Annotated in this window: 21 protein-coding genes; 14 read left to right on the top strand and 7 right to left on the bottom strand. The window is 64.5% G+C overall.

All coding sequences use genetic code 11. From position 1 onward, the window contains the following. Positions 1 to 315 precede the first annotated feature (315 nt). Positions 316 to 1,113, top strand: coding sequence for an undecaprenyl-diphosphate phosphatase (locus BN1233_RS04060; RefSeq protein WP_046862102.1), 798 nt, complete (start codon positions 316 to 318; stop codon positions 1,111 to 1,113). Between the two features lie 111 nt (positions 1,114 to 1,224). On the opposite strand, the gene nth is transcribed toward BN1233_RS04060, so the two are convergent. Continuing rightward, a complete protein-coding gene (gene nth / locus BN1233_RS04055; protein WP_046862101.1) occupies positions 1,225 to 1,965 on the bottom strand; it encodes an endonuclease III in 741 nt (246 codons plus the stop codon). A 20-nt stretch (positions 1,966 to 1,985) separates the two neighbouring features. Here nth and BN1233_RS04050 point away from each other — a divergent pair, with 20 nt between their 5' ends. The 10 genes from BN1233_RS04050 (at position 1,986) to BN1233_RS04005 (ending at position 10,999) form a co-directional block, all read left to right on the top strand. Continuing rightward, complete coding sequence (locus tag BN1233_RS04050; RefSeq protein WP_046862100.1) at positions 1,986 to 2,489, top strand: DUF2244 domain-containing protein; 504 nt, start codon at positions 1,986 to 1,988, stop codon at positions 2,487 to 2,489. A 153-nt stretch (positions 2,490 to 2,642) separates the two neighbouring features. Continuing rightward, positions 2,643 to 3,515 carry a methylated-DNA--[protein]-cysteine S-methyltransferase gene (locus BN1233_RS04045; RefSeq protein ID WP_046862099.1) on the top strand — a complete coding sequence of 291 codons (873 nt, stop codon included), beginning with the start codon at positions 2,643 to 2,645 and terminating at the stop codon, positions 3,513 to 3,515. A 238-nt stretch (positions 3,516 to 3,753) separates the two neighbouring features. Beyond that, entirely contained in the window at positions 3,754 to 5,667 is a 1,914-nt protein-coding gene (gene dnaK / locus BN1233_RS04040; RefSeq protein WP_046862098.1) for a molecular chaperone DnaK, read from the top strand. A gap of 122 nt (positions 5,668 to 5,789) precedes the next feature. Beyond that, positions 5,790 to 6,923: a molecular chaperone DnaJ gene (dnaJ, locus tag BN1233_RS04035; RefSeq protein WP_046862097.1), complete on the top strand. Its 1,134-nt coding sequence runs from the start codon at positions 5,790 to 5,792 to the stop codon at positions 6,921 to 6,923. A 154-nt stretch (positions 6,924 to 7,077) separates the two neighbouring features. Continuing rightward, positions 7,078 to 7,692 carry a class I SAM-dependent methyltransferase gene (locus BN1233_RS04030; protein WP_046862096.1) on the top strand — a complete coding sequence of 205 codons (615 nt, stop codon included), beginning with the start codon at positions 7,078 to 7,080 and terminating at the stop codon, positions 7,690 to 7,692. After that, positions 7,689 to 8,414 carry an orotidine-5'-phosphate decarboxylase gene (gene pyrF, locus BN1233_RS04025; RefSeq protein ID WP_046862095.1) on the top strand — a complete coding sequence of 242 codons (726 nt, stop codon included), beginning with the start codon at positions 7,689 to 7,691 and terminating at the stop codon, positions 8,412 to 8,414. Before BN1233_RS04030 ends, pyrF begins: the two co-directional genes overlap by 4 nt. Positions 8,415 to 8,462: 48 nt before the next feature. Beyond that, positions 8,463 to 8,753, top strand: a complete 291-nt coding sequence (locus tag BN1233_RS04020) for a DUF1330 domain-containing protein (RefSeq protein ID WP_046862094.1) — start codon at positions 8,463 to 8,465, stop codon at positions 8,751 to 8,753. A 119-nt stretch (positions 8,754 to 8,872) separates the two neighbouring features. Then, complete coding sequence (dapB, locus tag BN1233_RS04015) at positions 8,873 to 9,688, top strand: 4-hydroxy-tetrahydrodipicolinate reductase (protein ID WP_046862093.1); 816 nt, start codon at positions 8,873 to 8,875, stop codon at positions 9,686 to 9,688. A 24-nt stretch (positions 9,689 to 9,712) separates the two neighbouring features. Beyond that, entirely contained in the window at positions 9,713 to 10,333 is a 621-nt protein-coding gene (locus BN1233_RS04010; RefSeq protein WP_046862092.1) for a 2,3-bisphosphoglycerate-dependent phosphoglycerate mutase, read from the top strand. A gap of 12 nt (positions 10,334 to 10,345) precedes the next feature. Beyond that, the gene (locus tag BN1233_RS04005; RefSeq protein WP_046862091.1) at positions 10,346 to 10,999 is read left to right on the top strand and encodes an alpha-ketoglutarate-dependent dioxygenase AlkB; all 654 of its coding nucleotides are present in this window, start codon (positions 10,346 to 10,348) and stop codon (positions 10,997 to 10,999) included. Positions 11,000 to 11,103: 104 nt separating this feature from the next. On the opposite strand, the gene grpE is transcribed toward BN1233_RS04005, so the two are convergent. Both grpE and BN1233_RS03995 read right to left on the bottom strand, forming a co-directional pair. Beyond that, positions 11,104 to 11,727 carry a nucleotide exchange factor GrpE gene (gene grpE, locus BN1233_RS04000; protein ID WP_074078252.1) on the bottom strand — a complete coding sequence of 208 codons (624 nt, stop codon included), beginning with the start codon at positions 11,725 to 11,727 and terminating at the stop codon, positions 11,104 to 11,106. Positions 11,728 to 11,902: 175 nt separating this feature from the next. Then, a complete protein-coding gene (locus BN1233_RS03995; RefSeq protein ID WP_046862090.1) occupies positions 11,903 to 14,653 on the bottom strand; it encodes a [protein-PII] uridylyltransferase in 2,751 nt (916 codons plus the stop codon). Positions 14,654 to 15,171: 518 nt separating this feature from the next. Here BN1233_RS03995 and BN1233_RS03990 point away from each other — a divergent pair. Continuing rightward, the gene (locus BN1233_RS03990; RefSeq protein ID WP_046862089.1) at positions 15,172 to 15,681 is read left to right on the top strand and encodes an OsmC family protein; all 510 of its coding nucleotides are present in this window, start codon (positions 15,172 to 15,174) and stop codon (positions 15,679 to 15,681) included. Between the two features lie 16 nt (positions 15,682 to 15,697). Here BN1233_RS03990 and gshB read toward each other — a convergent pair whose 3' ends face one another. Then, a complete protein-coding gene (gshB, locus tag BN1233_RS03985) occupies positions 15,698 to 16,642 on the bottom strand; it encodes a glutathione synthase (protein ID WP_046862088.1) in 945 nt (314 codons plus the stop codon). 118 nt (positions 16,643 to 16,760) lie between these two features. Between gshB and BN1233_RS03980 the strand changes: the two genes are divergently transcribed. Next, positions 16,761 to 17,651: a lipid kinase gene (locus tag BN1233_RS03980; protein ID WP_046862087.1), complete on the top strand. Its 891-nt coding sequence runs from the start codon at positions 16,761 to 16,763 to the stop codon at positions 17,649 to 17,651. 49 nt (positions 17,652 to 17,700) lie between these two features. Here the strand turns inward: BN1233_RS03980 and BN1233_RS03975 are convergent, their stop codons facing one another. After that, positions 17,701 to 18,021 (bottom strand): DUF1127 domain-containing protein, encoded by a 321-nt coding sequence (locus BN1233_RS03975; protein WP_046862086.1) that lies wholly within the window; start codon positions 18,019 to 18,021, stop codon positions 17,701 to 17,703. Between the two features lie 211 nt (positions 18,022 to 18,232). Between BN1233_RS03975 and BN1233_RS03970 the strand changes: the two genes are divergently transcribed. Then, positions 18,233 to 19,105: a LysR family transcriptional regulator gene (locus tag BN1233_RS03970; protein ID WP_082145187.1), complete on the top strand. Its 873-nt coding sequence runs from the start codon at positions 18,233 to 18,235 to the stop codon at positions 19,103 to 19,105. Positions 19,106 to 19,430: 325 nt separating this feature from the next. Here BN1233_RS03970 and BN1233_RS03965 read toward each other — a convergent pair whose 3' ends face one another. Beyond that, positions 19,431 to 19,808: a YraN family protein gene (locus BN1233_RS03965; protein ID WP_046862084.1), complete on the bottom strand. Its 378-nt coding sequence runs from the start codon at positions 19,806 to 19,808 to the stop codon at positions 19,431 to 19,433. Between the two features lie 41 nt (positions 19,809 to 19,849). Next, complete coding sequence (rsmI, locus tag BN1233_RS03960; protein ID WP_046862083.1) at positions 19,850 to 20,803, bottom strand: 16S rRNA (cytidine(1402)-2'-O)-methyltransferase; 954 nt, start codon at positions 20,801 to 20,803, stop codon at positions 19,850 to 19,852. Between the last annotated feature and the right edge of the window lie 14 nt (positions 20,804 to 20,817).

Below are 20,817 nucleotides of genomic sequence, written 5' to 3'. Positions count from 1 at the left end.
CGCTCACGTGAGGCCGAATCTCGCACCCCCGGGCCTGCGATGAAGCGCATCGCTCCTCCCGGCCGAGACGTCCGGGGCGAATGCGGCGATGCGGACCAAAAAAGTCCATTCCACCTGAACCGCAGGGCCTCTAAACCCTTCGTGAGGACACCAGCAATCGAGTCGCCGGCAACGGGGTGACGGGTCGACAGCGCGACGCGGCGCCCCCGAAGGCCGACCGGCCGTCCAACCCGCGCCATCGGCGGGTTACCTGCTGCTCATAGGAATCATCTCGGGCCTGCATGGGCCCGAATTGCGGGCGAAGCGAAGACACCGATGCCTCAAATGCTCGAAGCGGTCCTCCTCGGGTTCATCGAGGGACTGACCGAATTTCTCCCCGTTTCGTCGACGGGCCACCTGCTCCTGGTCGGGCACTTCCTGGGTTTCGAATCGACCGGCAAGGCTTTCGAAGTCCTGATCCAGCTCGGCGCCATTCTGGCCATCCTCAGCGTGTATTTCGGCCGCCTCCTGTGGATCGCGAAGGCTCTTCCCTACGATCCGAAGGCGCGCCGCTTCGTGCTCGGCGTCCTCTTGGCGTTCCTGCCCGCGGCCGTGATCGGCGCTGCGCTGCACGGCTTCATCAAGGGCGTGCTCTTCAACCCATGGCTCGTCTGCGTTTCGCTGATCGTGGGCGGAATCGTGCTGCTCGTCGTCGACCGCCTGCCGCTCGAGCATCGCTATCACGAGGCGACCCGCTTTTCGCTCAAGACGTATTTCGGGATCGGCCTCTTCCAATGCCTGGCGATGATCCCGGGCGTCTCGCGCTCCGGCGCGACGATCGTGGGAGCGATGCTGCTCGGAGCCGACAAGCGGTCGGCGGCGGAATTCTCGTTCTTCCTCGCCATGCCGACCATGGCGGGCGCCTTCGCCTACGACCTCCTGAAGAATTACGCGATCCTCTCGGCGGACGATCTCTCGCTCATCGTCGCCGGCTTTCTGGCCGCCTTCGTCTCGGCCCTGTTCGTCGTTCGCAGGCTTCTGGATTATGTCTCGCACCACGGTTTCACGCCCTTTGCGTGGTGGCGAATCGTGGTCGGCGCGGCAGGCCTCGCTGGCTTGGCCATCTTCGGCTGATCGTAGCCTTCGCGGCCTGACCCGGGTCAGGCCAGCGAGGCCTGCCCTCACCGGAGCGAGAGGCGCGACCGGGGCTCGCGCACGCGCTCCCGGCCGATATCTAACCGGAAATTAGTCCGTCTTGTCCGGATAGCGGCACAGATCCCGGATGATGCACCGGCCACATTCGGGGCGGCGCGCCTTGCAGACATAGCGGCCGTGCAGAATCAGCCAGTGGTGCGCGTGCCGCCTGAACCTGTCGGGCACGATCGCCTCCAGCTTCTCCTGCATGAGCAGCGGCGTCGGCGCCGAGGCCAGCGGGATACGATGCGAAACCCGGAAGATATGCGTGTCGACGGCGATCCTCGCCTCGCCGAAGGCCATGTTCGCGACCACGCTCGCCGTCTTTCGGCCGACACCCGGCAGGGTCTCGAGGATCTCGACCGAGGCCGGCACCTTCCCGTCGAACTCGTCGACAAGGCGCTGCGACAGACCGATCACGTTCTTCGCCTTGGTGTTGAAGAAATTGATCGTCTTGATCTGCTCGCGAACGCCCTCCTCTCCGAGGGCCAGCATCCGTTCGGGCGTATCCGCGAGAGCGAAGAGGTTCCGCGTCGCCTTGTTGACGCCGGCATCCGTGGCTTGCGCCGAAAGAACGACCGCGACCAAAAGGGTGAAAGGGTTGGTGTGCTCCAGCTCGCCTTTCGGCTCGGGATTGGCCGCCTCGAAGCGCGTGAAGATCTCGGTGACGGTCGCGGCATCCACGGGCTTGGGAGCCCGTTTGCCGGATGCGGCGCCGAGAGCCTTCCCTTTTCCAGGACTTGGCCCGCCAGAGCGGCGAGGCCGCAACTTCGGCGACTTCAGATCGGACATGGACGCGTTATAACGACAGCATGGCCGCCATCAAGGTGACACCCCATATCCCCGCCGCGAGACCCGTCTTCGCCGCCGTGATCCGGCCGCACCGCTCGCTCAGTCGGGGGAGCTTCCAGACGCTCATGTGGCTCTCCTGCCTCGTGACCGCGGCTGCAGGCATTCCCTTTCTGATGCTCGGCTTCTGGCCGATCGTCGGCTTTCTCGTGCTCGACCTGACGATTCTCTACTTGGCCTTCCGTTCGAATTTCCGTGACGCCGAGGGGTTCGAGGAGGTCGAGCTGACGCCGCTGGAGCTCCTGGTCCGGCATGTCACGCCGCGCGGAGAAGAGCGGGAATGGCGTTTTAACCCGCTCTGGACCCGCCTGACCCGGGAAAACGACGACGAGTACGGGCTGCAGCGCCTCGCGCTGGTCTCCCGCGGAGAAAGCCTCGTCATCGCCAGGGAGTTGTCTCCTCCCGAGCGGGAGAGCTTCGCGGAGGAGCTTTCACGGGCGCTTTCCCGGGTGAAGCAGGGCTACTGAGCGCTCTGATAGCGGCTGCCCATCGCCTCCAGTCGAGAGGAGCTTGAAAGCCTCATAATTCCGCGCTGGACCGCCTTCCCGAGTTCAATGCAGGACGGATGCCATTCGGCTTGGCGATAGATAGGATGGCGCGGACGAACCGGGGCCGCCGCCATGCTCGACATACTGCACGATCCTGACCGCACAAGCGCCAGACCCGATCGAACTGCCGAATTGCGACGTGTCGCCGATTACGACGAGGTGTGCAGGATCATCGCCTTCGTTCCAATGCAAGGACGGCAACGGCCATCGATCGAAGCCATCGCGCGCCGTGCCGGGCTGTCGATAGCGGACCTCCACGATCTCCTCCACCGCTGGGCCGGCCTCGACCCGGATGCCTTCCTTCAGGCGATCACGCTCGACCACGCCAAGTCTCTTCTCGCGGCCTCGGCCAACGCGCTCGAAGCACCCCGGGTGGAGAATCTCTCCGTGTCTCACACGCCGAGGAGCCGCGGCTCCGGGCCCGAGAGAGCCGAGACGGCCATGGCCTTCGGCTTTCATCCCTCGCCTTTCGGCGAAACGATCATCGTCGCGGCCGATGGAGCCCTCACAGGGCTCGGCTTCGCGGATGACGGAGACCGGGACGCCGCCCTCGCCGATATGAGACGACGCTGGCCTTGGGCCACATTTCGCGAGGATCCGGCGGCCACCGGGCTGCTGGGCGCCCGAATTTTCGATTCCACTGGCCCGCAGGACGGGGCCCCGCTCCGAATTCTGCTGATCGGGACCGATTTCGAGCGACGCGTCTGGGAGGCGCTTCTGCGCATCCCTTGCCGGCGCGCGGTGACCTATTCGGACCTTGCCCTGAGCCTTGGGAACCCGAAGGCCTGCAGGGCGGTCGGCGCGGCGGTGGGGCGCAATCCGATTTCGTTCGTGGTCCCCTGCCATCGGGTGCTCGGCCGCTCCGGCGCCCTCACGGGCTATCACTGGGGCACGATCCGCAAACGGGCGATGCTCGGCTGGGAGGCTGGCCGCGCAACCCCATAGTCGCCCTGCGGCATCGGCGCATCGGTCGAGGTGCGGGCCGGACGCCAGACCCGAACGACTGTTTTCGCGAGGTCGAGCTTCTCGCCTTGCGGCGTTTCGAGCCCCTTCTTATATCACCGCCAGTGGCAGGGATCGGCCGGAAATCGGGTGCTCCCTGCAGATCATTTCCAGTCAGATAAGCCATGGGCCGAGCTGCTTCGGGGCTCAGCGGTCTGCTTAACGTGTGAGGGATCCCGCCATGGGTAAAGTCATTGGTATCGACCTTGGGACAACGAATTCCTGCGTGGCCGTGATGGACGGCACGCAGCCCAAGGTCATCGAGAACGCGGAAGGCGCGCGGACGACACCGTCGATCGTCGCCTTCACGGACGAGGGCGAACGCCTCGTTGGCCAACCCGCCAAGCGCCAGGCGGTCACAAATCCGGAGCGCACCTTCTTCGCGATCAAGCGTCTGATCGGACGGACCTTCGACGATCCGATGACCCAGAAGGATCGCGAGCTCGTCCCCTACAAGATCATCAGAGGGCCCAACGGCGACGGCTGGGTCGAGGCGGACGGCAAGCAATATTCACCCTCGCAGATTTCGGCCTTCATCCTTCAGAAGATGAAGGAGACGGCGGAATCCTATCTCGGCCAGACGGTCACCCAGGCGGTGATCACGGTTCCGGCCTACTTCAACGACGCCCAGCGTCAGGCCACCAAGGATGCCGGCAAGATCGCAGGTCTCGAGGTTCTGCGCATCATCAACGAGCCGACTGCGGCCGCCCTTGCCTACGGACTCGACAAGAAGCAGTCCGGCACGATCGCGGTCTATGACCTCGGCGGCGGTACCTTCGACATCTCGATTCTCGAGATCGGCGACGGCGTCTTCGAAGTGAAGTCGACGAACGGCGACACGTTCCTCGGCGGTGAAGACTTCGACATGCGCCTCGTCGAGTATCTCGCGACCGAGTTCAAGAAGGAGCAAGGCGTCGACCTCAAGAAGGACAAGCTCGCGCTCCAGCGGCTGAAGGAGGCCGCCGAGAAGGCGAAGATCGAGCTGTCCTCCGCCCAGCAGACCGAGATCAACCTGCCGTACATCACGGCGGATGCGTCCGGTCCGAAGCACCTCGCGATGAAGCTCTCGCGGGCGAAGTTCGAATCGCTCGTCGATGATTTCGTGCAGCGCACGATCGAGCCCTGCCGCAAGGCCCTCAAGGATGCCGGGCTTTCGGCCGGCGAAATCGATGAGGTGGTGCTGGTCGGTGGCATGACCCGCATGCCGAAGATCCAGGAGGTCGTGAAGAACTTCTTCGGGAAGGAACCCCACAAGGGCGTCAACCCGGACGAGGTCGTGGCTATCGGCGCGGCGATCCAGGCCGGCGTCCTGCAGGGCGACGTGAAGGACGTCCTCCTTCTCGACGTGACCCCGCTGTCGCTCGGCATCGAGACGCTCGGTGGCGTGTTCACCCGCCTGATCGACCGCAACACGACGATCCCAACCAAGAAGAGCCAGGTCTTCTCGACCGCTGAGGACAACCAGAACGCGGTCACGATTCGGGTCTTCCAGGGCGAACGCGAAATGGCGGCCGACAACAAGCTGCTCGGCCAGTTCGATCTCATGGGCATTCCGCCGGCGCCGCGTGGCGTCCCGCAGATCGAGGTGACCTTCGACATCGACGCGAACGGCATCGTGAACGTCACCGCGAAGGACAAGGCCACGGGCAAGGAGCAACAGATCCGGATCCAGGCCTCCGGCGGCCTGACGGACAGCGACATCGACCGCATGGTCAAGGATGCCGAGGCGCACGCCGCGGAGGACAAGAAGCGCCGCGAGCTCGTCGAGGCCCGAAACCAGGCGGAAAGCCTCATCCATACGACCGAGAAGTCCCTCAAGGAGTATGGAGAGAAGGTCTCGCAGGCCGACCGCTCGGGGATCGAGTCGGCCATCGATGCCCTTCGCCAGGCGGCCAACGGCGAGGACGTCGAGGTTATTCGCTCCCGGACGACCGACCTCATGCAGGCTTCCATGAAGCTCGGCGAGGCCATGTACCAGGCTTCGCAGGGCGAAGCGCAGGCGGGGGGCGAGAGCGCCCAGGAAGCCCCGAAGGACGACGTCATCGACGCCGACTTCCAGGAAGTGGACGAAGGCGACAAGAAGAAGCGGGCCTGATGCCGCTGAAATCGGATGGCCGGGCATGTCCCGGCCATCTCGTATCCGTACAGGCTCCGTGCATCCGTCCGTTCCGACGGCCGAGCCTTTGAGGAACGTGCAGAGGACTACACCGGGGCGCAATGTCCAAGCGCGACTATTACGAAGTTCTCGGCGTCGGAAAGACGGCCAGCGAAGGCGAGTTGAAGAGCGCCTTCCGCAAGCTCGCGATGCAGTATCACCCGGATCGGAATCCGGGGGATACCGACGCCGAACTCAAGTTCAAGGAAATCAATGAGGCCTACCAGACGCTGTCCGACGGGCAGAAGCGGGCGGCCTATGACCGGTTCGGCCATGCGGCTTTCGCGAATGGCGGCGGCGGGCCTGGTTTCGGCAACGATTTCTCCGACTTCATGTCGGATATCTTCGACAATTTCTTCGGCGACGGACGAGCCCGCGGAGGTCGCGCGAGCGGCGGGCGGGAGCGCGGCGCGGACCTGCGCTACAATCTCGAGATCGCGCTCGAGGAAGCCTATTCGGGCAAGAATGCCACGATCCGCATCCCGACGGCCGTCACCTGCGAGGCCTGCACAGGAACCGGAGCCAAGCCGGGCTCCAAGCCACGGACGTGTCCAACCTGCGGCGGGCACGGGCGCGTGCGTGCGACCCAAGGCTTCTTTTCGATCGAGCGCACCTGCCCAAATTGCCATGGGCGCGGCGAAACCATCGACGATCCTTGCGGACAGTGCGGCGGCGCTGGCCGGGTGACGCGCGAGCGGACTCTGTCGGTCAATATCCCGCCGGGCGTCGAGGAGGGAACCCGCATCCGCCTGACCGGCGAAGGCGAGTCGGGCCTTCGCGGCGGTCCTTCGGGCGATCTCTACATCTTCCTGTCGCTCAAGCCCCACCCGTTCTTCCAACGGGATGGCGCGGATCTTTTTACCCGTGTGCCGATTTCCATGGTGACGGCAGCCCTCGGGGGCGAGTTCACCGTACCCACCCTCGACGGCTCGGATGCCAAGGTGAAGGTCCCGGAAGGGACCCAGTCCGGGAAGCAGTTCCGCCTCAAGGGGAAGGGAATGCCGGTGCTTCGTTCACGCGATATGGGCGACCTCTATATCCAGGTCGTCGTGGAGACGCCGCAGAAACTTACGAAACGGCAGCGTGAGCTTCTGATGGAGTTCGATCAGGAATGTTCGAAGGAAACGCATCCGGAGAGTTCCGGATTTTTTTCCCGGGTCCGTGAGTTCTTCGATGGGCTCAGCGGAACGAACTGACTTGACCACTGAACCCAACGAGTTCACACAACCCTGAGCAGAGTTCATTTGGCCACCCTATGGACGGTGTGCTTGCGCGTCCTCGGATGGACATGGAAGCACCCGCGGGGCCGGTTGTGCAACTTCGCTTAGTTCCGCCGACACGGGTGTTTTCGTGCTTCAGTCATCCCAGCGGCCCTCCCCTCGCAAACTGAACGGCAAGGACCCCTTCGAGGACGAGGCGCGGTTTCTGAAATCGTGGCTCGAGCGGCCGCTCGTGACGGGCGCTGTGACGCCATCCGGACGGATGCTCGCGCGCACGATGGCCTCCTATGTCGACCCGCGCGTGCCCGGCCCCGTCATTGAGCTCGGTCCCGGAACGGGACCGGTCACCGATGCCCTAGTGCGGCGCGGCATCGCTCAGGACCGGCTCGTTCTCGTCGAATACAACCCCGAATTCTGCAAGCTCCTGAAGCGGCGGTTCCCGAAGGCGACGATCATCCAGGGTGACGCCTACGACCTGGGCGAAACCCTGCGGGAGAGCGTGGCCGAAAAAGCGGCAGCCACGGTGTCGAGCCTGCCGCTGTTCACCAAGCCCATGGACGTCCGCCTCCAACTGCTGAAAGCCGCGCAGGAGGCGATGCACCTCAACGCCCCGTTCGTTCAGTTCACTTATGCGGTCGTTCCGCCCATTCCGGCCAAGTCCAAACACTACACGGCGAGCCCGTCGAACCGGGTCTGGTTGAACTTGCCCCCGGCCCGGGTCTGGGTCTATCGCCGGCACGCATGAAACCAGTCCTCGCCCCACGGGATCGCCTGATCGTTGCTCTCGACCTGCCGGATGTCGCGCAGGCGCGTGAGATCGTCCGCCGGATCGGAGATGCGGCGAGCTTCTATAAGATCGGCTATCAGCTCGGCTTCGCGGGCGGCCTGGACCTCTCGCGCGAGCTGCTCGCCGAGGGCTACAAGGTCTTTCTCGACTTCAAGCTTCACGACATCGGCAACACGGTCGAAGAGGGCGTGCGCTCCGCCGCCGGCCTCGGCGTGACGATGCTGACGATCCATGCCTATCCGCAGACCATGAGGGCGGCGGTCGCGGGCCGCGCCGGCTCGGATCTCAAGATCCTCGCCGTGACGGTGCTGACCTCCTACGACGATCGGGATCTCGCCGAAGCCGGCTACCAAACGACCGCGCAAGAACTCGTCGAGAGGCGCGCCGCGCAGGCCCGGGAGATCGGCATCGACGGCATCGTATGCGCGGCTTCAGAAGCAGCTGCGGTGCGCAGGGCTGCGGGCGCGGAATCGCTCATCGTCACGCCCGGCATCCGCCCGCGAGGCGCCGCGACGGGTGACCAGAAGCGCGTCTACACGCCCGGCGCCGCGATCGCCGAGGGCGCGGATTTTCTAGTTGTCGGACGTCCCATCACGACGAGTCCGGACCCGCGAGCCGCGGCGACGATGGTCGTCGAGGAGATTGCCGCGGCGTCCCGGCCCGGCCGCAGCGAAGCCTGAACAGGCTCCGCTACTCTCGTCCCACCCAAGCACGAGAAAGATTCGTCGATGCCCAAGGCCTACGTGATTGCCCGTATCACCGTGACCGACCCGGAGGCTTATGCGGAATACGTGAAGGGCGCGACCGAGGCGATCCGCAAGTTCGGCGGACGCCCGCTCGCCCGTGGCGGAGCCTATGAGGCGCTAGAGGGCGAAGCCCGGGCGCGGAACGTCATCCTCGAATTCGAGTCCCTGGAGCAGGCGAAGCGCTATTATCATTCGCCCGAATATCAGGCCGCCAAGGCCAAGCGTGAAAACGCCGGGATCGCGGAGATCGTGGCCGTCGAAGGGGTCGAGTGAAGAGGCTGGCCAGGATTCCGGCGTTCTGAGCGGCGCGGAGTCGCCACGGGGCACCTTGAATCCGGCCTCCTCGGGATCTTATACGCGCGCCAGGCGTGCAGCATGAGGGAGTGACAGCGATGCGTCTGGTCGTCGTGGGAGCTGCAGGACGCATGGGGCAGATGCTGATCCGGGCGGTTCGCGAAACGTCGTCCTGCGCCCTCGTCGGGGCGGTCGAGCGGGATGGATCCCCTGCTCTCGGCCAGGACGCCGGCGTGATCGGCGGCGGCTCTCCGGTCGGTGTGACCGTCACGGCCGATCCGTTGGAAGTCTTCGCGAAAGCCGACGGTGTCCTCGACTTCACGGCCCCCGACGCGACCGTTGCCTTCGCGGCGCTCGCGGCCCAGGCCAGGATCGTTCACGTCATCGGCACGACCGGGCTCTCGGACGAGCATTTCGCCAAGCTCGAAGCGGCCGCCCGTCATGCGCGCATCGTGCAATCCGGGAACATGTCGCTCGGCGTCAATCTTCTGGCAGGATTGGTGCGCCAAGCCGCGGCGACCCTAGGCGATGATTTCGATATCGAGATCGTCGAGATGCATCACCGCATGAAGGTCGATGCGCCGTCCGGAACCGCCCTTCTCCTCGGCGAGGCGGCCGCAGAGGGGCGACGCCTCTCGCTGCGGGATCACTCGATTCGCACCCGTGACGGCCATACGGGGCCCCGGCCGACCGGCCACATCGGTTTCGCGAGCCTACGCGGCGGTTCGGTCGTGGGAGACCACACGGTGATCTTCGCGGGCGGCGGGGAGAGACTCGAACTCACCCACCGCGCCGAGGACCGCTCGCTGTTCGCGCGGGGCGCCATCAAGGCCGCCCAATGGGCATTCCCGCAGAAGCCTGGCTATTACACGATGGCCGATGTGCTCGGCCTCGCGGATCGGGCATCCTCCTGAATCTCTTTGCGCCAAGGACCCCCCATGGAACGGCTTCTCGTCCTCGCTCGCCACGGCCAGAGCGACTGGAACCTCAAGAACCTCTTTACCGGCTGGAAGGACCCCGGACTGACGCCGCTCGGCGTCGAGGAGGCCCGCACTGCCGGCAGGCGGCTGAAGGCGCTCGGCTATAATTTCGACGTCGCCTTCACTTCGGCGCTGTCACGCGCCCAGACGACTCTGGAACTCATCCTGGAGGAGCTTGGTCAGACAGGCCTGACGACCTTCACCGATGAGGCCCTGAACGAGCGCGACTACGGCGACCTGTCGGGCCTGAACAAGGATGACGCCCGCGCCCGTTGGGGCGCCGAGCAGGTCCATATCTGGCGTCGCTCCTATGACGTGGCGCCTCCCGGCGGCGAAAGCCTGAAGGATACGGTCGCGCGGGTATTGCCCTATTACATGCGCGAGATTCTTCCGCGCGTGATGCGCGGGCAGCGGGTTCTCGTTTCAGCCCATGGCAACAGCCTTCGCGCCCTCGTCATGGTTCTGGACGGACTGACGCCGCAAACCATTCCCTCGCTCGAGCTTGCGACCGGAATACCGCTCGTCTACCGCCTGAACGCCGACACGACCGTGAAGGACAAGCGGATTCTCGACACCTGACGGCCAGGCCCGATGGCTGCCCTGACTCTGGCCGTCGGCCTCGTCTATTACCCGGATTACCTAAACCGGACCGCGCAGGCCGGCCTCCTCGCGCAGCTCGAGGGGGTCTTCCGGGCGGCGGCGCCCTTCACGCCGCGCATGCCGCGGACGGCCAAGCCGTTCTCGGTTCGGATGACGAATTGTGGAGAGCTCGGCTGGGTGTCCGACGAAAGCGGCTATCGCTACCAGCCCATGCATCCGGTCACGGGCGAGCGCTGGCCCCCAATACCGGACATTCTCCTGAAGGCCTGGGCCGAACTCGCGGCATACCCGCCTCCCCCGGAGGCTTGCCTCGTCAATCTGTATGACGATCGCGCCCGGATGGGACTTCACCAGGATCGCGACGAGGAAGATCTCGATGCGCCGGTCGTGTCCCTGTCGCTCGGCAACACGGCCCTTTTTCGGATCGGAGGCCTCGAGCGGAACTCACCGACCCGATCGATCAGGCTGAACTCGGGAGATGCCATCGTGTTCGGCGGCGCGTCCCGCCTGATCTTTCACGGCGTCGACCGGATCATCCCCGACAGCTCCCGGCTCCTTCTCGACCAAGCCACCACGCGAGCGCTGCTGCCGGCCGGAGGCCGCATCAATCTGACGCTTCGCCGCGTAACCCAAAGCCGAGCGTGATCATTCCGGGGAGGCAGGTCCAGCTCGCCGTCGGACAGGCGGTGGCCTCAACAAGAAAGCCGGCTCCGTGATCACGGAGCCGGCTTGAACAGTGGATCCGGACCTCAGGAGGCCTGTTCGGATGGCGCGGATTGAGGCGACCCGTTTCCGTTCTTCGGGCCGCCTTTCGAAACGCCGACCATCGCCGGACGAAGCACCCGCTCCCCGATCACGTAGCCCGGCTGGACGACTTGCACGACGGTTCCGGTCGGCACGTCCGGATTCGGGACCTCGAACATCGCTTGGTGGAGGTTCGGATCGAACTTCTGCCCCTCCGGGTCGAGCTTGCGGACGCCATGGCGCTCGAGGGTCCTCAGCAGCTCGCGCTCGGTGAGCTCGATTCCCTCGACGAGGCCCTTCAGTAGCCCGTCGGCACTCTCGCGTGCCTCGGCAGGAACGGCTTCGAGCGCCCGCTGGATGTTGTCTGCGACGGTTAGCATGTCCCGGGCAAAGTTCGTGATCCCGTACGCGCGGGCATCCGCCACTTCGCGCTCGGTCCGCCGGCGCATGTTCTCGATATCCGCGAGCGTGCGCAGGAGCCTGTCCTTGAGGTCGTTGCGTTCGGCCTCGAGCGAAGCGACCGGATCGACTTCCGGTGCAGCGGCGCCGTTCCCTGGCGCCTCACCGGAGGTCGTCTCCTCCGGGTTCTCGAGGTTCATGGGTGTCGCGTCCGTATCGTTCGGCTTCATCATCATCCGGTCTGCTGGGGAGGTTCAGCACTGATATCAGGTCTGAGCAGAGGCAAATCAAGCATGGGCCCAACGCATCTCGGAGAATGGGCGCTCGGATGCTCCGGCCATAGAGGCACCTCCGCCGGCCAGTCCGGCAGCAGAGCCGTGCCTGCCTTCAACGAAGGCTCCAAAATCATGCCGAGCGCCGCTGTAGATGCTCGTGGCCCTCACGCTCGAACACCTCGAGCAGAGTCCTTCGAACTGCGGCCTGGCGGCCCGGGTGGTTCACCTTCGTCCCCGTTAGGTCCGTGACATAGAAGACGTCGACGGCCTTTTCACCGAACGTCGCGATATGTGCCGAGGCGATGTTGAGGTTCAGCCGGCCGAGCGCCGTAGTGAGATCATAGAGCAGTCCCGGACGATCGAGACCCGAGACCTCGATGACCGTCTGGCGAGTCGAGAGCGAGTTGTCGATCGTGACGTCCGGCGGCACGTGAAAGGGCCGTGTCCGCTCCTTACCGGGCCGTTTGCTGTCCACAAGATCGGCGATCTTAACCTCTCCGCGTAGGGCACGCTCGATTGCAAGGGCGATCCGCTCGCCGCGGCGCAGTTCGTCCTCGTCGAGTTCGAAGGCCCGCGAGACGACAATTGTATCGAGCGCCATGCCGTCCGCCGTCGTGAAGATCTGTGCATCGACGATATTGCCACCGGCGGCCGCACAGGCGCCGGTGATGATCGCGAGCAATCTCGGGTGGTCGGGTGAAAGCACCGTGAGTTCCGTCACGCCGCGGAACTGATCGGTCTCGGTCGACGCGGCAACCGTCCTGTTGGCGCGTTCCGCCTCTCGGACGAAGCGGGCCTGCATGACTTGGCGCGGATGCTCCACCTTGAGCCAGTAGGCCGGATAATGACGCGCCGCATAGGCTTCGAACTCTTCGGCCGACCAGTCCGGGAGCGCCGCGCGCAGCCGTTCCTGGGCCCGATTGATCCGATCGGATCGGGTAATATCGGCGGCGCCCCCGCCCAGCACCATCTCCGTCTCGTAGTAGAGCGTGCGGAGCAGTTCGCCCTTCCAGCCCGTCCAGACACCGGGCCCGACCGCCTTGATGTCCGCGATCGTGAGCACGAGCAGAAGCCGCAGCCGTTCCATGGTCTGGACGACGTCTGCAAAGGTTCGAATGGTCGTCGGATCCGAGAGATCGCGGCTCTGCGCGGTCGTCGACATGAGAAGATGGTGCCGCACGAGCCAGGCCGCCGTGTCGGTTTCCGCTTCGTCCAGTCCGAAACGCGGCCCCAGACGGCGGGCGATGGCAGCACCGGCTTCCGAGTGATCCTCCGGGCGGCCCTTCGCGATATCGTGCAGGAACAGCGCCACGTAAAGCGCGCGCCGATTCCGCAGAGAGCCGACGATCCGATTGGCGAGCGGGTGCTCGTCGCCGAGGCGCCCAGCCTCGATCTCGGTTAGAACACCGATCGCGTGGATCAGGTGCTCGTCGACCGTATAGTGGTGATACATGTTGAACTGCATCATCGCGACGATGCGGCCGAAATCCGGGATGAACCGCCCCAGCACACCCGCCTCGTTCATGCGTCGCAGAACCACCTCTGGCGCATCCCGCGACGTCAGGATTTCGAGAAAGAGCCGGTTGGCCTCACGATTCTTTCGCAGTGACGGACCGATCAACCCGAGCGAACGACTCGCAACGCGCAACGCATCGGGGTGGATCGGAAGATTGTGACGATCGGCCAGCCAGAACAGGCGGATCAGGTTCACGGGATTGCGCTCGAATGCATCGTCGCTGCGAATTGTGACGCGATCATTGTCGACGACGAAGTCGCTGCTCTCGAGCGTACCGCGACGGCGGCGCCGAAAGCGTCCGAAGACACGATCGAGCATCGGCCGCCGCTTGGCCTGGCGAGCTTCGAGCCCCGAACAGACAATTGCAGTCAGATCGCCGACCTCCTTTGCGACGAGGAAATACGCTTTCATGAAGCGCTCGACCGTCGAAAGCCCCTTGCGTCCGGAGATGCCGATTCGTTCCGCCAGGACGCGCTGCAGATCGAAGGTCAGCCGCTCCTCCGCGCGTCCCGTCGCGAAGTGCATGTGGCAGCGCACCCGCCAGAGGAATTCCTCGCACTTTGCAAACAGCCTGAACTCCTCGATCGTGAAGAGCCCCTCCGCAACGAGTTCCTCCGGCTCCCGGATCCGGTAGGCGTATTTGGCGATCCAGAACAGCGTGTTCAGATCACGCAAGCCGCCCTTTCCGTCCTTGACGTTCGGCTCGACGAGATAGCGTGATGCGCCGGCTTTCGCGACCCGCGCATCGCGTTCCTTCAGTTTCGCTTCGACGAATTCGGGCGCGGTCGTCGCCACGATCTCCTTGTCGAAACGCGCCACCAGCGTGTCGAAGAGCGCCTCGTTGCCGAACAGGAATCGCGCCTCGAGCAATGACGTGCGGACCGTCATGTCAGCCTGCGCCTCGCGAATGCACTCCTCCACCGAACGCGCTGCGTGGCCGACCTTCAGCCTGAGGTCCCAGAGGACATAGAGCATTGCCTCGACGACGCTCTCGCTCCAGGCTGTCGGTTTGTAGGGAAGAAGAAACAGCAGATCGACATCCGAACCGGGAGCCATCGTGCCGCGTCCATAGCCGCCGGTCGCGACGACCGCGATACGCTCCCCGGTCGAAGGATTGTCGGCCGGGTAAAGATGATGAAGGACGGCGTCGTAGATCAGCGACACGACCTCGTCCGTCAGACCGGACAGTCGACGGGCACACGCGAGTCCGTCCTTCTCCGCCAGAAGACGATCCTCGGCGGTCGCTCTCCCTTGCTCGAGAAAGTGGCGGAGTTCCGGCACCAGAGCCGCTCGAAAGGCCGCCGCATCCCGGATCCGTTCCGACCCGAGACGCTCCAGGAGGGGGTGAACGGAATCGCGTGTCATGGGCGTGTCGCGAAGCGGTCGTCGGGCGCCATTCGAGCGGGCATCAACGGCCCTCCGGGAGCGAGGTGAACAGCATCACGCAAGGATCCGACGTCGGCACGTCCTCACTCTGCCATGTCGCATGCCCGGTGGTGAGCAGCAACACGGACCAGCCCGACAAGCAACCAATGTTTTATTTACAGAATTACACGTTCTATAAAAAGAATTCTATAAAAAGAATAAGAGTCTTGCCGATCGCGTGATCGTGATACGTCCGAAACCCGGCCGGCTCGACGACGAACTACGTCTCGATCTCGCCCATCCTCGCCATCGGATTGCGCCATCTTTCGAAACCGCAATTCAGCGTGTCCTGCAGGCCCTGGACCGTTCGCTGGACGAGCGAGAGTCCAGGCGGCGTGAGCATGGACAGGAGGCGGCAGCACTCTGGTGGTGATCAAGCGTAATGCGCCTCGCTCCCGTCTCGGTCGGTGAATTTCTCCCGGAATCGTATACTGACGTCTCAGAAAGGGATCGGTGACATGGATTCAGCAACGCTTCGCGCCCTGCAGGCGCCCCTGAAGGATCGGTATCGTGAGAATCCGGAGGCTGCGCTCATCACGCTCCGCGCCTCGGGCACGCTCGATGATCAGGCCGTCGCCTGCAAGGTCGAGACTGGGCGCGCGCTCGCCGTCGCGGGCCTTCACCCGGCGACGGGAGGCTCGGGAGCCGAACTGTGTTCCGGCGACATGCTCCTTGAGGCGCTGGTCGCCTGCGCGGGCGTGACTCTGAAAGCCGTCGCGACCGCGCTCCAGATCGAGCTCCGCCGCGGCGTGGTGCGGGCCGAGGGAGACCTCGACTTCCGCGGCACACTCGGCGTCGACAAGGCGGCGCTCGTAGGCTTCCAGTCGATCCGGCTCACCTTCGAGGTCGACACCGATGCCGACCAAGAGAAGCTCGACCAGCTCCTGAAGCTGACCGAGCGTTATTGCGTGGTGTTCCAGACGCTCAACCGGAGGCCCGAGCTCGCGGCCGAACTCCGGAAGGCGTGACGGCGGCCGCCGGGTTTCAGCGGCCGACCTTTGCCTCGATCACGTCCCAGATTTCCACAGCCAGATCCGGTCCACCGAATTTCTTGATGGCCCGGATGCCCGTGGGCGAGGTCACGTTGATCTCGGTCAGGCGGCCGTCGATCACGTCGATCCCGACGAAAATCAGGCCCATCTCCTTCAGATGCGGGCCGATCGTTTCGCAGATCTCCAGCTCACGCGGAGACAAGTCCGTCTGTGTGGCGGCACCACCGCGAACCATGTTCGATCGGATATCGTTCGGCGCGGGAACGCGATTGACGGCCCCGCGGGCCTCACCATCGACCAGGATGATGCGCTTGTCGCCTTCCGTCACCTTCGGGAGGTATTGCTGCACGACCCAGGGCTCCCGGAACGTGACGGAAAAGAGATCGAAAAGGGACCCGAAGTTCGGATCCTCCTTCGAAACCTTGAACACCGCGGCGCCGCCGCCGCCATAGAGAGGCTTCATCACGACTTCGCCATGCTCATGCCGGAAGGCCTCGATCTCGGCGCGGTCGCGCGTGATCAGGGTCTGCGGCATGAGTTCCGGGAAGCGCGTGACGAAGATCTTTTCCGGGGCATTGCGGACATTCGCGGGATCATTCACGACGAGCGTCCGGGGATGGATGCGCTCGAGGAGATGCGTCGCCGTGATGTAGGCGAGATCGAACGGCGGATCCTGCCGCATCAGCACCACGTCGGTGCCGGCGAGATCGACCCGCGAAGGCTCTCCCATCGTGACGTGGTTCCCCTCCTCGTCCCGCACCGTGATCGGCTCGGCGGCCGCGACCACCGCACCGCCACTCAGGGAGAGCTTGTCCGGAGTGTAGTGCAGGAGGGAATGGCCGCGTCGCTGCGCCTCGAGGAGAAGCGCGAAGGTCGAGTCTCCCGCGATGCGGATGTGCTGGATCGAGTCCATCTGGACTGCGACAGTGAGAGCCATGGAAAGATCTCCGTAACGGGCGGCCTTATCGGGCGACGGCAACGTGAAGGCAACACAACCCCCGGCTTCTGGCCGGAATCCGTTGCTGCCTTACATTGGCGGAATCGGCAGGATTCCCATGCGACGCCGCAAGGCTCTTCTCATCGTAAACGCCAGCAGCCGCAACGGTGCCACTCTTGGGGAGGAGGCTGCCGAGCGGCTCCACGCGCATGGAATCGAGCCCGTCCTTCGGGAATGCAACCAGCGCGAGGCTCTCTCGCCCCTCATCGTGGAAGCGGGGCGGGATGTCGATCTCGTCGCGGTCGGAGGCGGCGACGGGACGATGAATGCCGCTGCAGCCGGAGTGATCGAGCGCAAGCTCCCACTCGGAATCCTCCCGATGGGAACCGCCAACGACCTGGCGCGGACCCTCGATATTCCCGACCACCTCGAAGCAGCGGTCGGGATCATCGCGGGCGGCCATACCCGCCGCATCGACCTTGGTCTCGTGAATGATCAGCCCTTCTTCAACGTCGCGAGCATCGGGCTCTCGGCAGAGCTCGCTCAACGGCTCACACGAGACATCAAACGGCGCTTCGGACGTCTGGGCTATGCTTTCGTGGCGCTGAAGGTGCTCGCGCAAGCCAAGCCGTTTCGGGCCACTATCATGGCCGAAACTGGATCGGTACAGGTCAAGACCCTTCAGATCGCTGTGGGCAACGGTCGGTACTATGGCGGCGGGAATGCCATCGAGAAGACGGCTGCCATCGACGACCAGCACCTCGATCTCTACAGCCTCGAGGTCGCGCGCGCCTGGAAGCTCGCCCTGATGGCACGCTCGTTTCGCACCGGCGAGCACGGAGCCTGGAACGAAGTGCGCGCGATACGCGCGCAGGAGTTCCACGTGACCACGCGCAAGCCGCGCTCCGTCAATGCGGACGGTGAGATCGTCACGTCGACGCCGGCGCATTTCCGCATCAAGCCTGACGCGGTCACGGTGTTCACGCCGGAACCGAATACGGAGAAATAGCGCCGGCGCATGGAGCATGCTGGTGATCCAGCATGCTCCAGGGAGGAATTCACCGCCACTCCGTTACCGCCGATGCCGGCAATCGGGAGGCCACGCAGGACGGGGCGCTTGGCGCCGCGGCGGCATCACGGCCATGCCGCACCGCGGCCTCGATCGCCCCTCGGGACACGCCGATGTCGTGGAGCATCGCGTCACTCATCCCGGAGAGTCTGCGCAGGTCGCGTGCAGTCTGCCACTCGCGCACCAGAACGGTGGAAGTCGCAACGACTTTCGAGACGAGGCGATCGAGCCAGCTGCCCACCTTCACCGGACGCCCAACAGGAACCCGAAGAGCCTTCGGCGCGGACAAGCGGTCTGAGATCGAGGACATGCGCATCTCCTTTGCAAAACCCTCCGAAACGAGCGCCCCCTCTCGCCGGACCGGAGTCCGGCGGCCGCTGGTTCGAAGGGAAGAATCTCCGGATTTCGCCGTTGCCCGGTGTTCCCCGGGTTCGGCCATGTCAGAAGGTTAGCCCAAAGGCTTGCATTAGAGAAACGAATGTTGATTATGTTATCGATAATTACCCATTATGAGATCGATCATGTCACGGAACCTCGACACCGCACTCCTGCGAGCCTTCGTGGCGGTTGCGGATACGGCCGGCATGACCGCAGCGGCAGCGGTGCTGAATCTTACGCAGGCGGCCGTGAGCCAGCAGATCAAGCGGCTCGAGGAGAGTTTCGGGTGTGACCTGTTCACCCGCGAACGGAAAGGTCTGCGCCTGACGCCGGCTGGCGAGCGCCTGTATGGCCGTGCGAAGCGGCTCCTTGCGCTGAACGACGAGATCTGGGCCGACATGACGACGCCGCTCTTCGATGGCCAAGTCCGGCTCGGCATTCCGCACGATCTCGTGAGCGTCTATCTCCCGCAGGTTCTGAAGGACTTCGCGCACAGCTATCCGAATGTCGAGGTGACGCTCGATTGCGCGACGAGCCCCGAACTCCTGGAGCGGCTGAAGGAGGGCATCATCGACCTGACACTCACCACGGAGTTGGGCTGCGGCCCTGACGGCGAGAGTCTTGCAACGGAGCGTCTCGTCTGGGCTGGAGCGCCAGGCGGTGAGGCCTATGCGCGCCGGCCGCTTCCGCTCTCCGTCGGCTGCAAGGTCTGCGCCTTCCGGCCACCGGTTCTCGAGGCGTTGCGCGCCGCCGAGATACCGTGGCGTCCCGTTTCGGACATCACGAATCTGGAAGCGCAATGCGCGACGGCGCAAGCCGATCTCGCCGTGCTGGCCCTGCTAGCGCCCACCGTTCCCGGAACGCTCGCAATTCTGCCTCCGTCCAGCGGGCTTCCCAGTCTCCCAGCTTTCTCGATCAATCTGTATCTCCCGCGCGGACGCATCAGCGCCGTCGCCGAAGAGCTCGCCCGCCATATCCGCATGTCCTTCCATGGAGGGCGCAGGCTGGCTGCGTAGGAAAGGCAGTTGTCGATCGGGCACGGATCCGATCCGTCGTTGCGAGAACGCGAGGCCATCCAGATTTTGGCGTCGTGCAACTAGATTGCTTCACTTCATTCGCAATGACGAAGAGGACGTGATTACGGGATGAGCACGGCCGGAAGCGGAGTGACGCCTGAACAACACCCGTCATTGCGAGCCGCGTGCGATGCGCACAGCCCTTTCCGCCGCCTCACCGTCTTTGCGAGCCGAAGGCGAAGCAATCTACCCGTCGACCAATGCGCTCCTGGATGGCTTCGCTCAACTTGCAGTGATGCTGAGCGTACGAGAGCGCAAAAAACCCTCAAAGTGCCTCGATCTCGAAGGCAGCTACGACGTGATGAGGCCATGACCAAGGCGCGATGAAAATTGCATCGGCGCGCCAGGTCTTCCCTGCGGCTTTGGGATGTCGCGCGATCCAGGCTCGCACAGCACGGGAAAAACGGCGTCGCTTCGTCGCCGTGATCGCATTCCGGGCCTCGTCGAGATGGCTGCGCGCCTTCACCTCGACGAAAACGATGTCTTTGCCGCGCGCGACGACGAGGTCCACTTCACCTCCCGCCACAGCAAAACGCCGGGCCAGGGGCCGGTAGCCCTTCGCGATGAGGAACACCAGCGCTGCGAGTTCCGCACGGTGACCACGAAGGAATGTCGTGCGCCGCCGTTCGGAACGCGTCCTCATCTTGCAGCCACTCCATCACCCGCCATGAACCGCGAATGCATTCACCTCTCCTTGGCTTTCGCGAGAGCGAGCGCGCGCGCATAGACCTCCCGCTTCGGCCTCGCAAGCTCGGAGGCCACGATCGCCGCGGCATCCTTGATGGAGTGATGAGCCATCGCGGCGACGAGCCTCGTGTCGAGCGCCTCGTCCTCGGCCGCAGAAGGAGGCCCTTCGGGCGCGGCCCCGATCAGGACGACGATCTCTCCCTTCGGGGGACCCTCGGCCTCGAAGGTCTCCGCGAGTTCCGCAAGCGTTCCGCGGCGCACTGTCTCGAAGAGCTTGGTGAGCTCCCGTGCGACGACGGCCAGTCGCGGCCCCAGCACAGAAGCTGCATCCGAGAGCATCTCGGGCAATCGGTGCGGAGCCTCGAACAGCATCAATGTTCCCGGAATCGAAGCGAGCGCCTCCAGGCGGGTTCGCCGGGGACCGCTCTTCGCCGGAAGAAACCCTTCGAAGAAGAAGCGGTCGGTCGGAAGTCCGGAAACGACGAGCGCCGTCAGAATTGCCGAGGGCCCGGGGATCGGCGTGACCGGAAGGCCTTCCGCAATGGCAGTTTGCACGAGCCGGTAGCCCGGGTCGGATACGAGCGGCGTACCCGCATCGGATACGAGCGCGAGCGCTTTTCCTTCACGGAGACGTTGGATCATGCGCTCGCGAACCGCGTCGTTCGAATGTTCGTGATACGCTACGAGCGGCGTCGTGATGCCGTAATGGGCGAGCAGCGTTTTCGTCACCCGCGTGTCTTCCGCGAGCACCACATCGGCGGCCGCCAAGACATTGAGCGCTCGAAACGAGATGTCCTTGAGGTTGCCTATCGGGGTCGCGACGACATAAAGGCCCGGTGCGAGAGGCTCCGCCTCGGCGGCAAGTCCAAAGGCCGTGAAGACTCCGCCGCGTGTCCCGGGCGCCCGAGCCTGCTCGCCGCGGCGCATGCGGTTATCGATTTTTTGGACCATGGCGATACATTCTC

It is taken from the genome of Microvirga massiliensis (genome assembly GCF_001006805.1).
In the GTDB taxonomy this organism is placed as follows: domain Bacteria; phylum Pseudomonadota; class Alphaproteobacteria; order Rhizobiales; family Beijerinckiaceae; genus Microvirga; species Microvirga massiliensis.
Note: the sequence above shows the minus strand (reverse complement) of the source record. Positions and strands in the feature narration are given on the sequence as shown.

Bases quoted from the DNA above. Each gene is read 5' to 3' on its own strand.
- BN1233_RS03965 (WP_046862084.1), bottom strand. From the start codon at position 19,808: ATGAGGACGCGTTCCGAACGGCGGCGCACGACATTCCTTCGTGGTCAC.
- nth (WP_046862101.1), bottom strand. From the start codon at position 1,965: ATGTCCGATCTGAAGTCGCCGAAGTTGCGGCCTCGCCGCTCTGGCGGG.
- dnaK (WP_046862098.1), top strand. From the start codon at position 3,754: ATGGGTAAAGTCATTGGTATCGACCTTGGGACAACGAATTCCTGCGTG.
- BN1233_RS03975 (WP_046862086.1), bottom strand. From the start codon at position 18,021: ATGTCCTCGATCTCAGACCGCTTGTCCGCGCCGAAGGCTCTTCGGGTT.
- BN1233_RS04020 (WP_046862094.1), top strand. From the start codon at position 8,463: ATGCCCAAGGCCTACGTGATTGCCCGTATCACCGTGACCGACCCGGAG.
- BN1233_RS03995 (WP_046862090.1), bottom strand. From the start codon at position 14,653: ATGACACGCGATTCCGTTCACCCCCTCCTGGAGCGTCTCGGGTCGGAA.
- BN1233_RS03980 (WP_046862087.1), top strand. From the start codon at position 16,761: ATGCGACGCCGCAAGGCTCTTCTCATCGTAAACGCCAGCAGCCGCAAC.
- grpE (WP_074078252.1), bottom strand. From the start codon at position 11,727: ATGAAGCCGAACGATACGGACGCGACACCCATGAACCTCGAGAACCCG.
- BN1233_RS04005 (WP_046862091.1), top strand. From the start codon at position 10,346: ATGGCTGCCCTGACTCTGGCCGTCGGCCTCGTCTATTACCCGGATTAC.
- rsmI (WP_046862083.1), bottom strand. From the start codon at position 20,803: ATGGTCCAAAAAATCGATAACCGCATGCGCCGCGGCGAGCAGGCTCGG.
- BN1233_RS04060 (WP_046862102.1), top strand. From the start codon at position 316: ATGCCTCAAATGCTCGAAGCGGTCCTCCTCGGGTTCATCGAGGGACTG.
- dnaJ (WP_046862097.1), top strand. From the start codon at position 5,790: ATGTCCAAGCGCGACTATTACGAAGTTCTCGGCGTCGGAAAGACGGCC.
- BN1233_RS04050 (WP_046862100.1), top strand. From the start codon at position 1,986: ATGGCCGCCATCAAGGTGACACCCCATATCCCCGCCGCGAGACCCGTC.
- BN1233_RS04045 (WP_046862099.1), top strand. From the start codon at position 2,643: ATGCTCGACATACTGCACGATCCTGACCGCACAAGCGCCAGACCCGAT.
- BN1233_RS04010 (WP_046862092.1), top strand. From the start codon at position 9,713: ATGGAACGGCTTCTCGTCCTCGCTCGCCACGGCCAGAGCGACTGGAAC.
- pyrF (WP_046862095.1), top strand. From the start codon at position 7,689: ATGAAACCAGTCCTCGCCCCACGGGATCGCCTGATCGTTGCTCTCGAC.
- gshB (WP_046862088.1), bottom strand. From the start codon at position 16,642: ATGGCTCTCACTGTCGCAGTCCAGATGGACTCGATCCAGCACATCCGC.
- dapB (WP_046862093.1), top strand. From the start codon at position 8,873: ATGCGTCTGGTCGTCGTGGGAGCTGCAGGACGCATGGGGCAGATGCTG.
- BN1233_RS03990 (WP_046862089.1), top strand. From the start codon at position 15,172: ATGGATTCAGCAACGCTTCGCGCCCTGCAGGCGCCCCTGAAGGATCGG.
- BN1233_RS03970 (WP_082145187.1), top strand. From the start codon at position 18,233: ATGTCACGGAACCTCGACACCGCACTCCTGCGAGCCTTCGTGGCGGTT.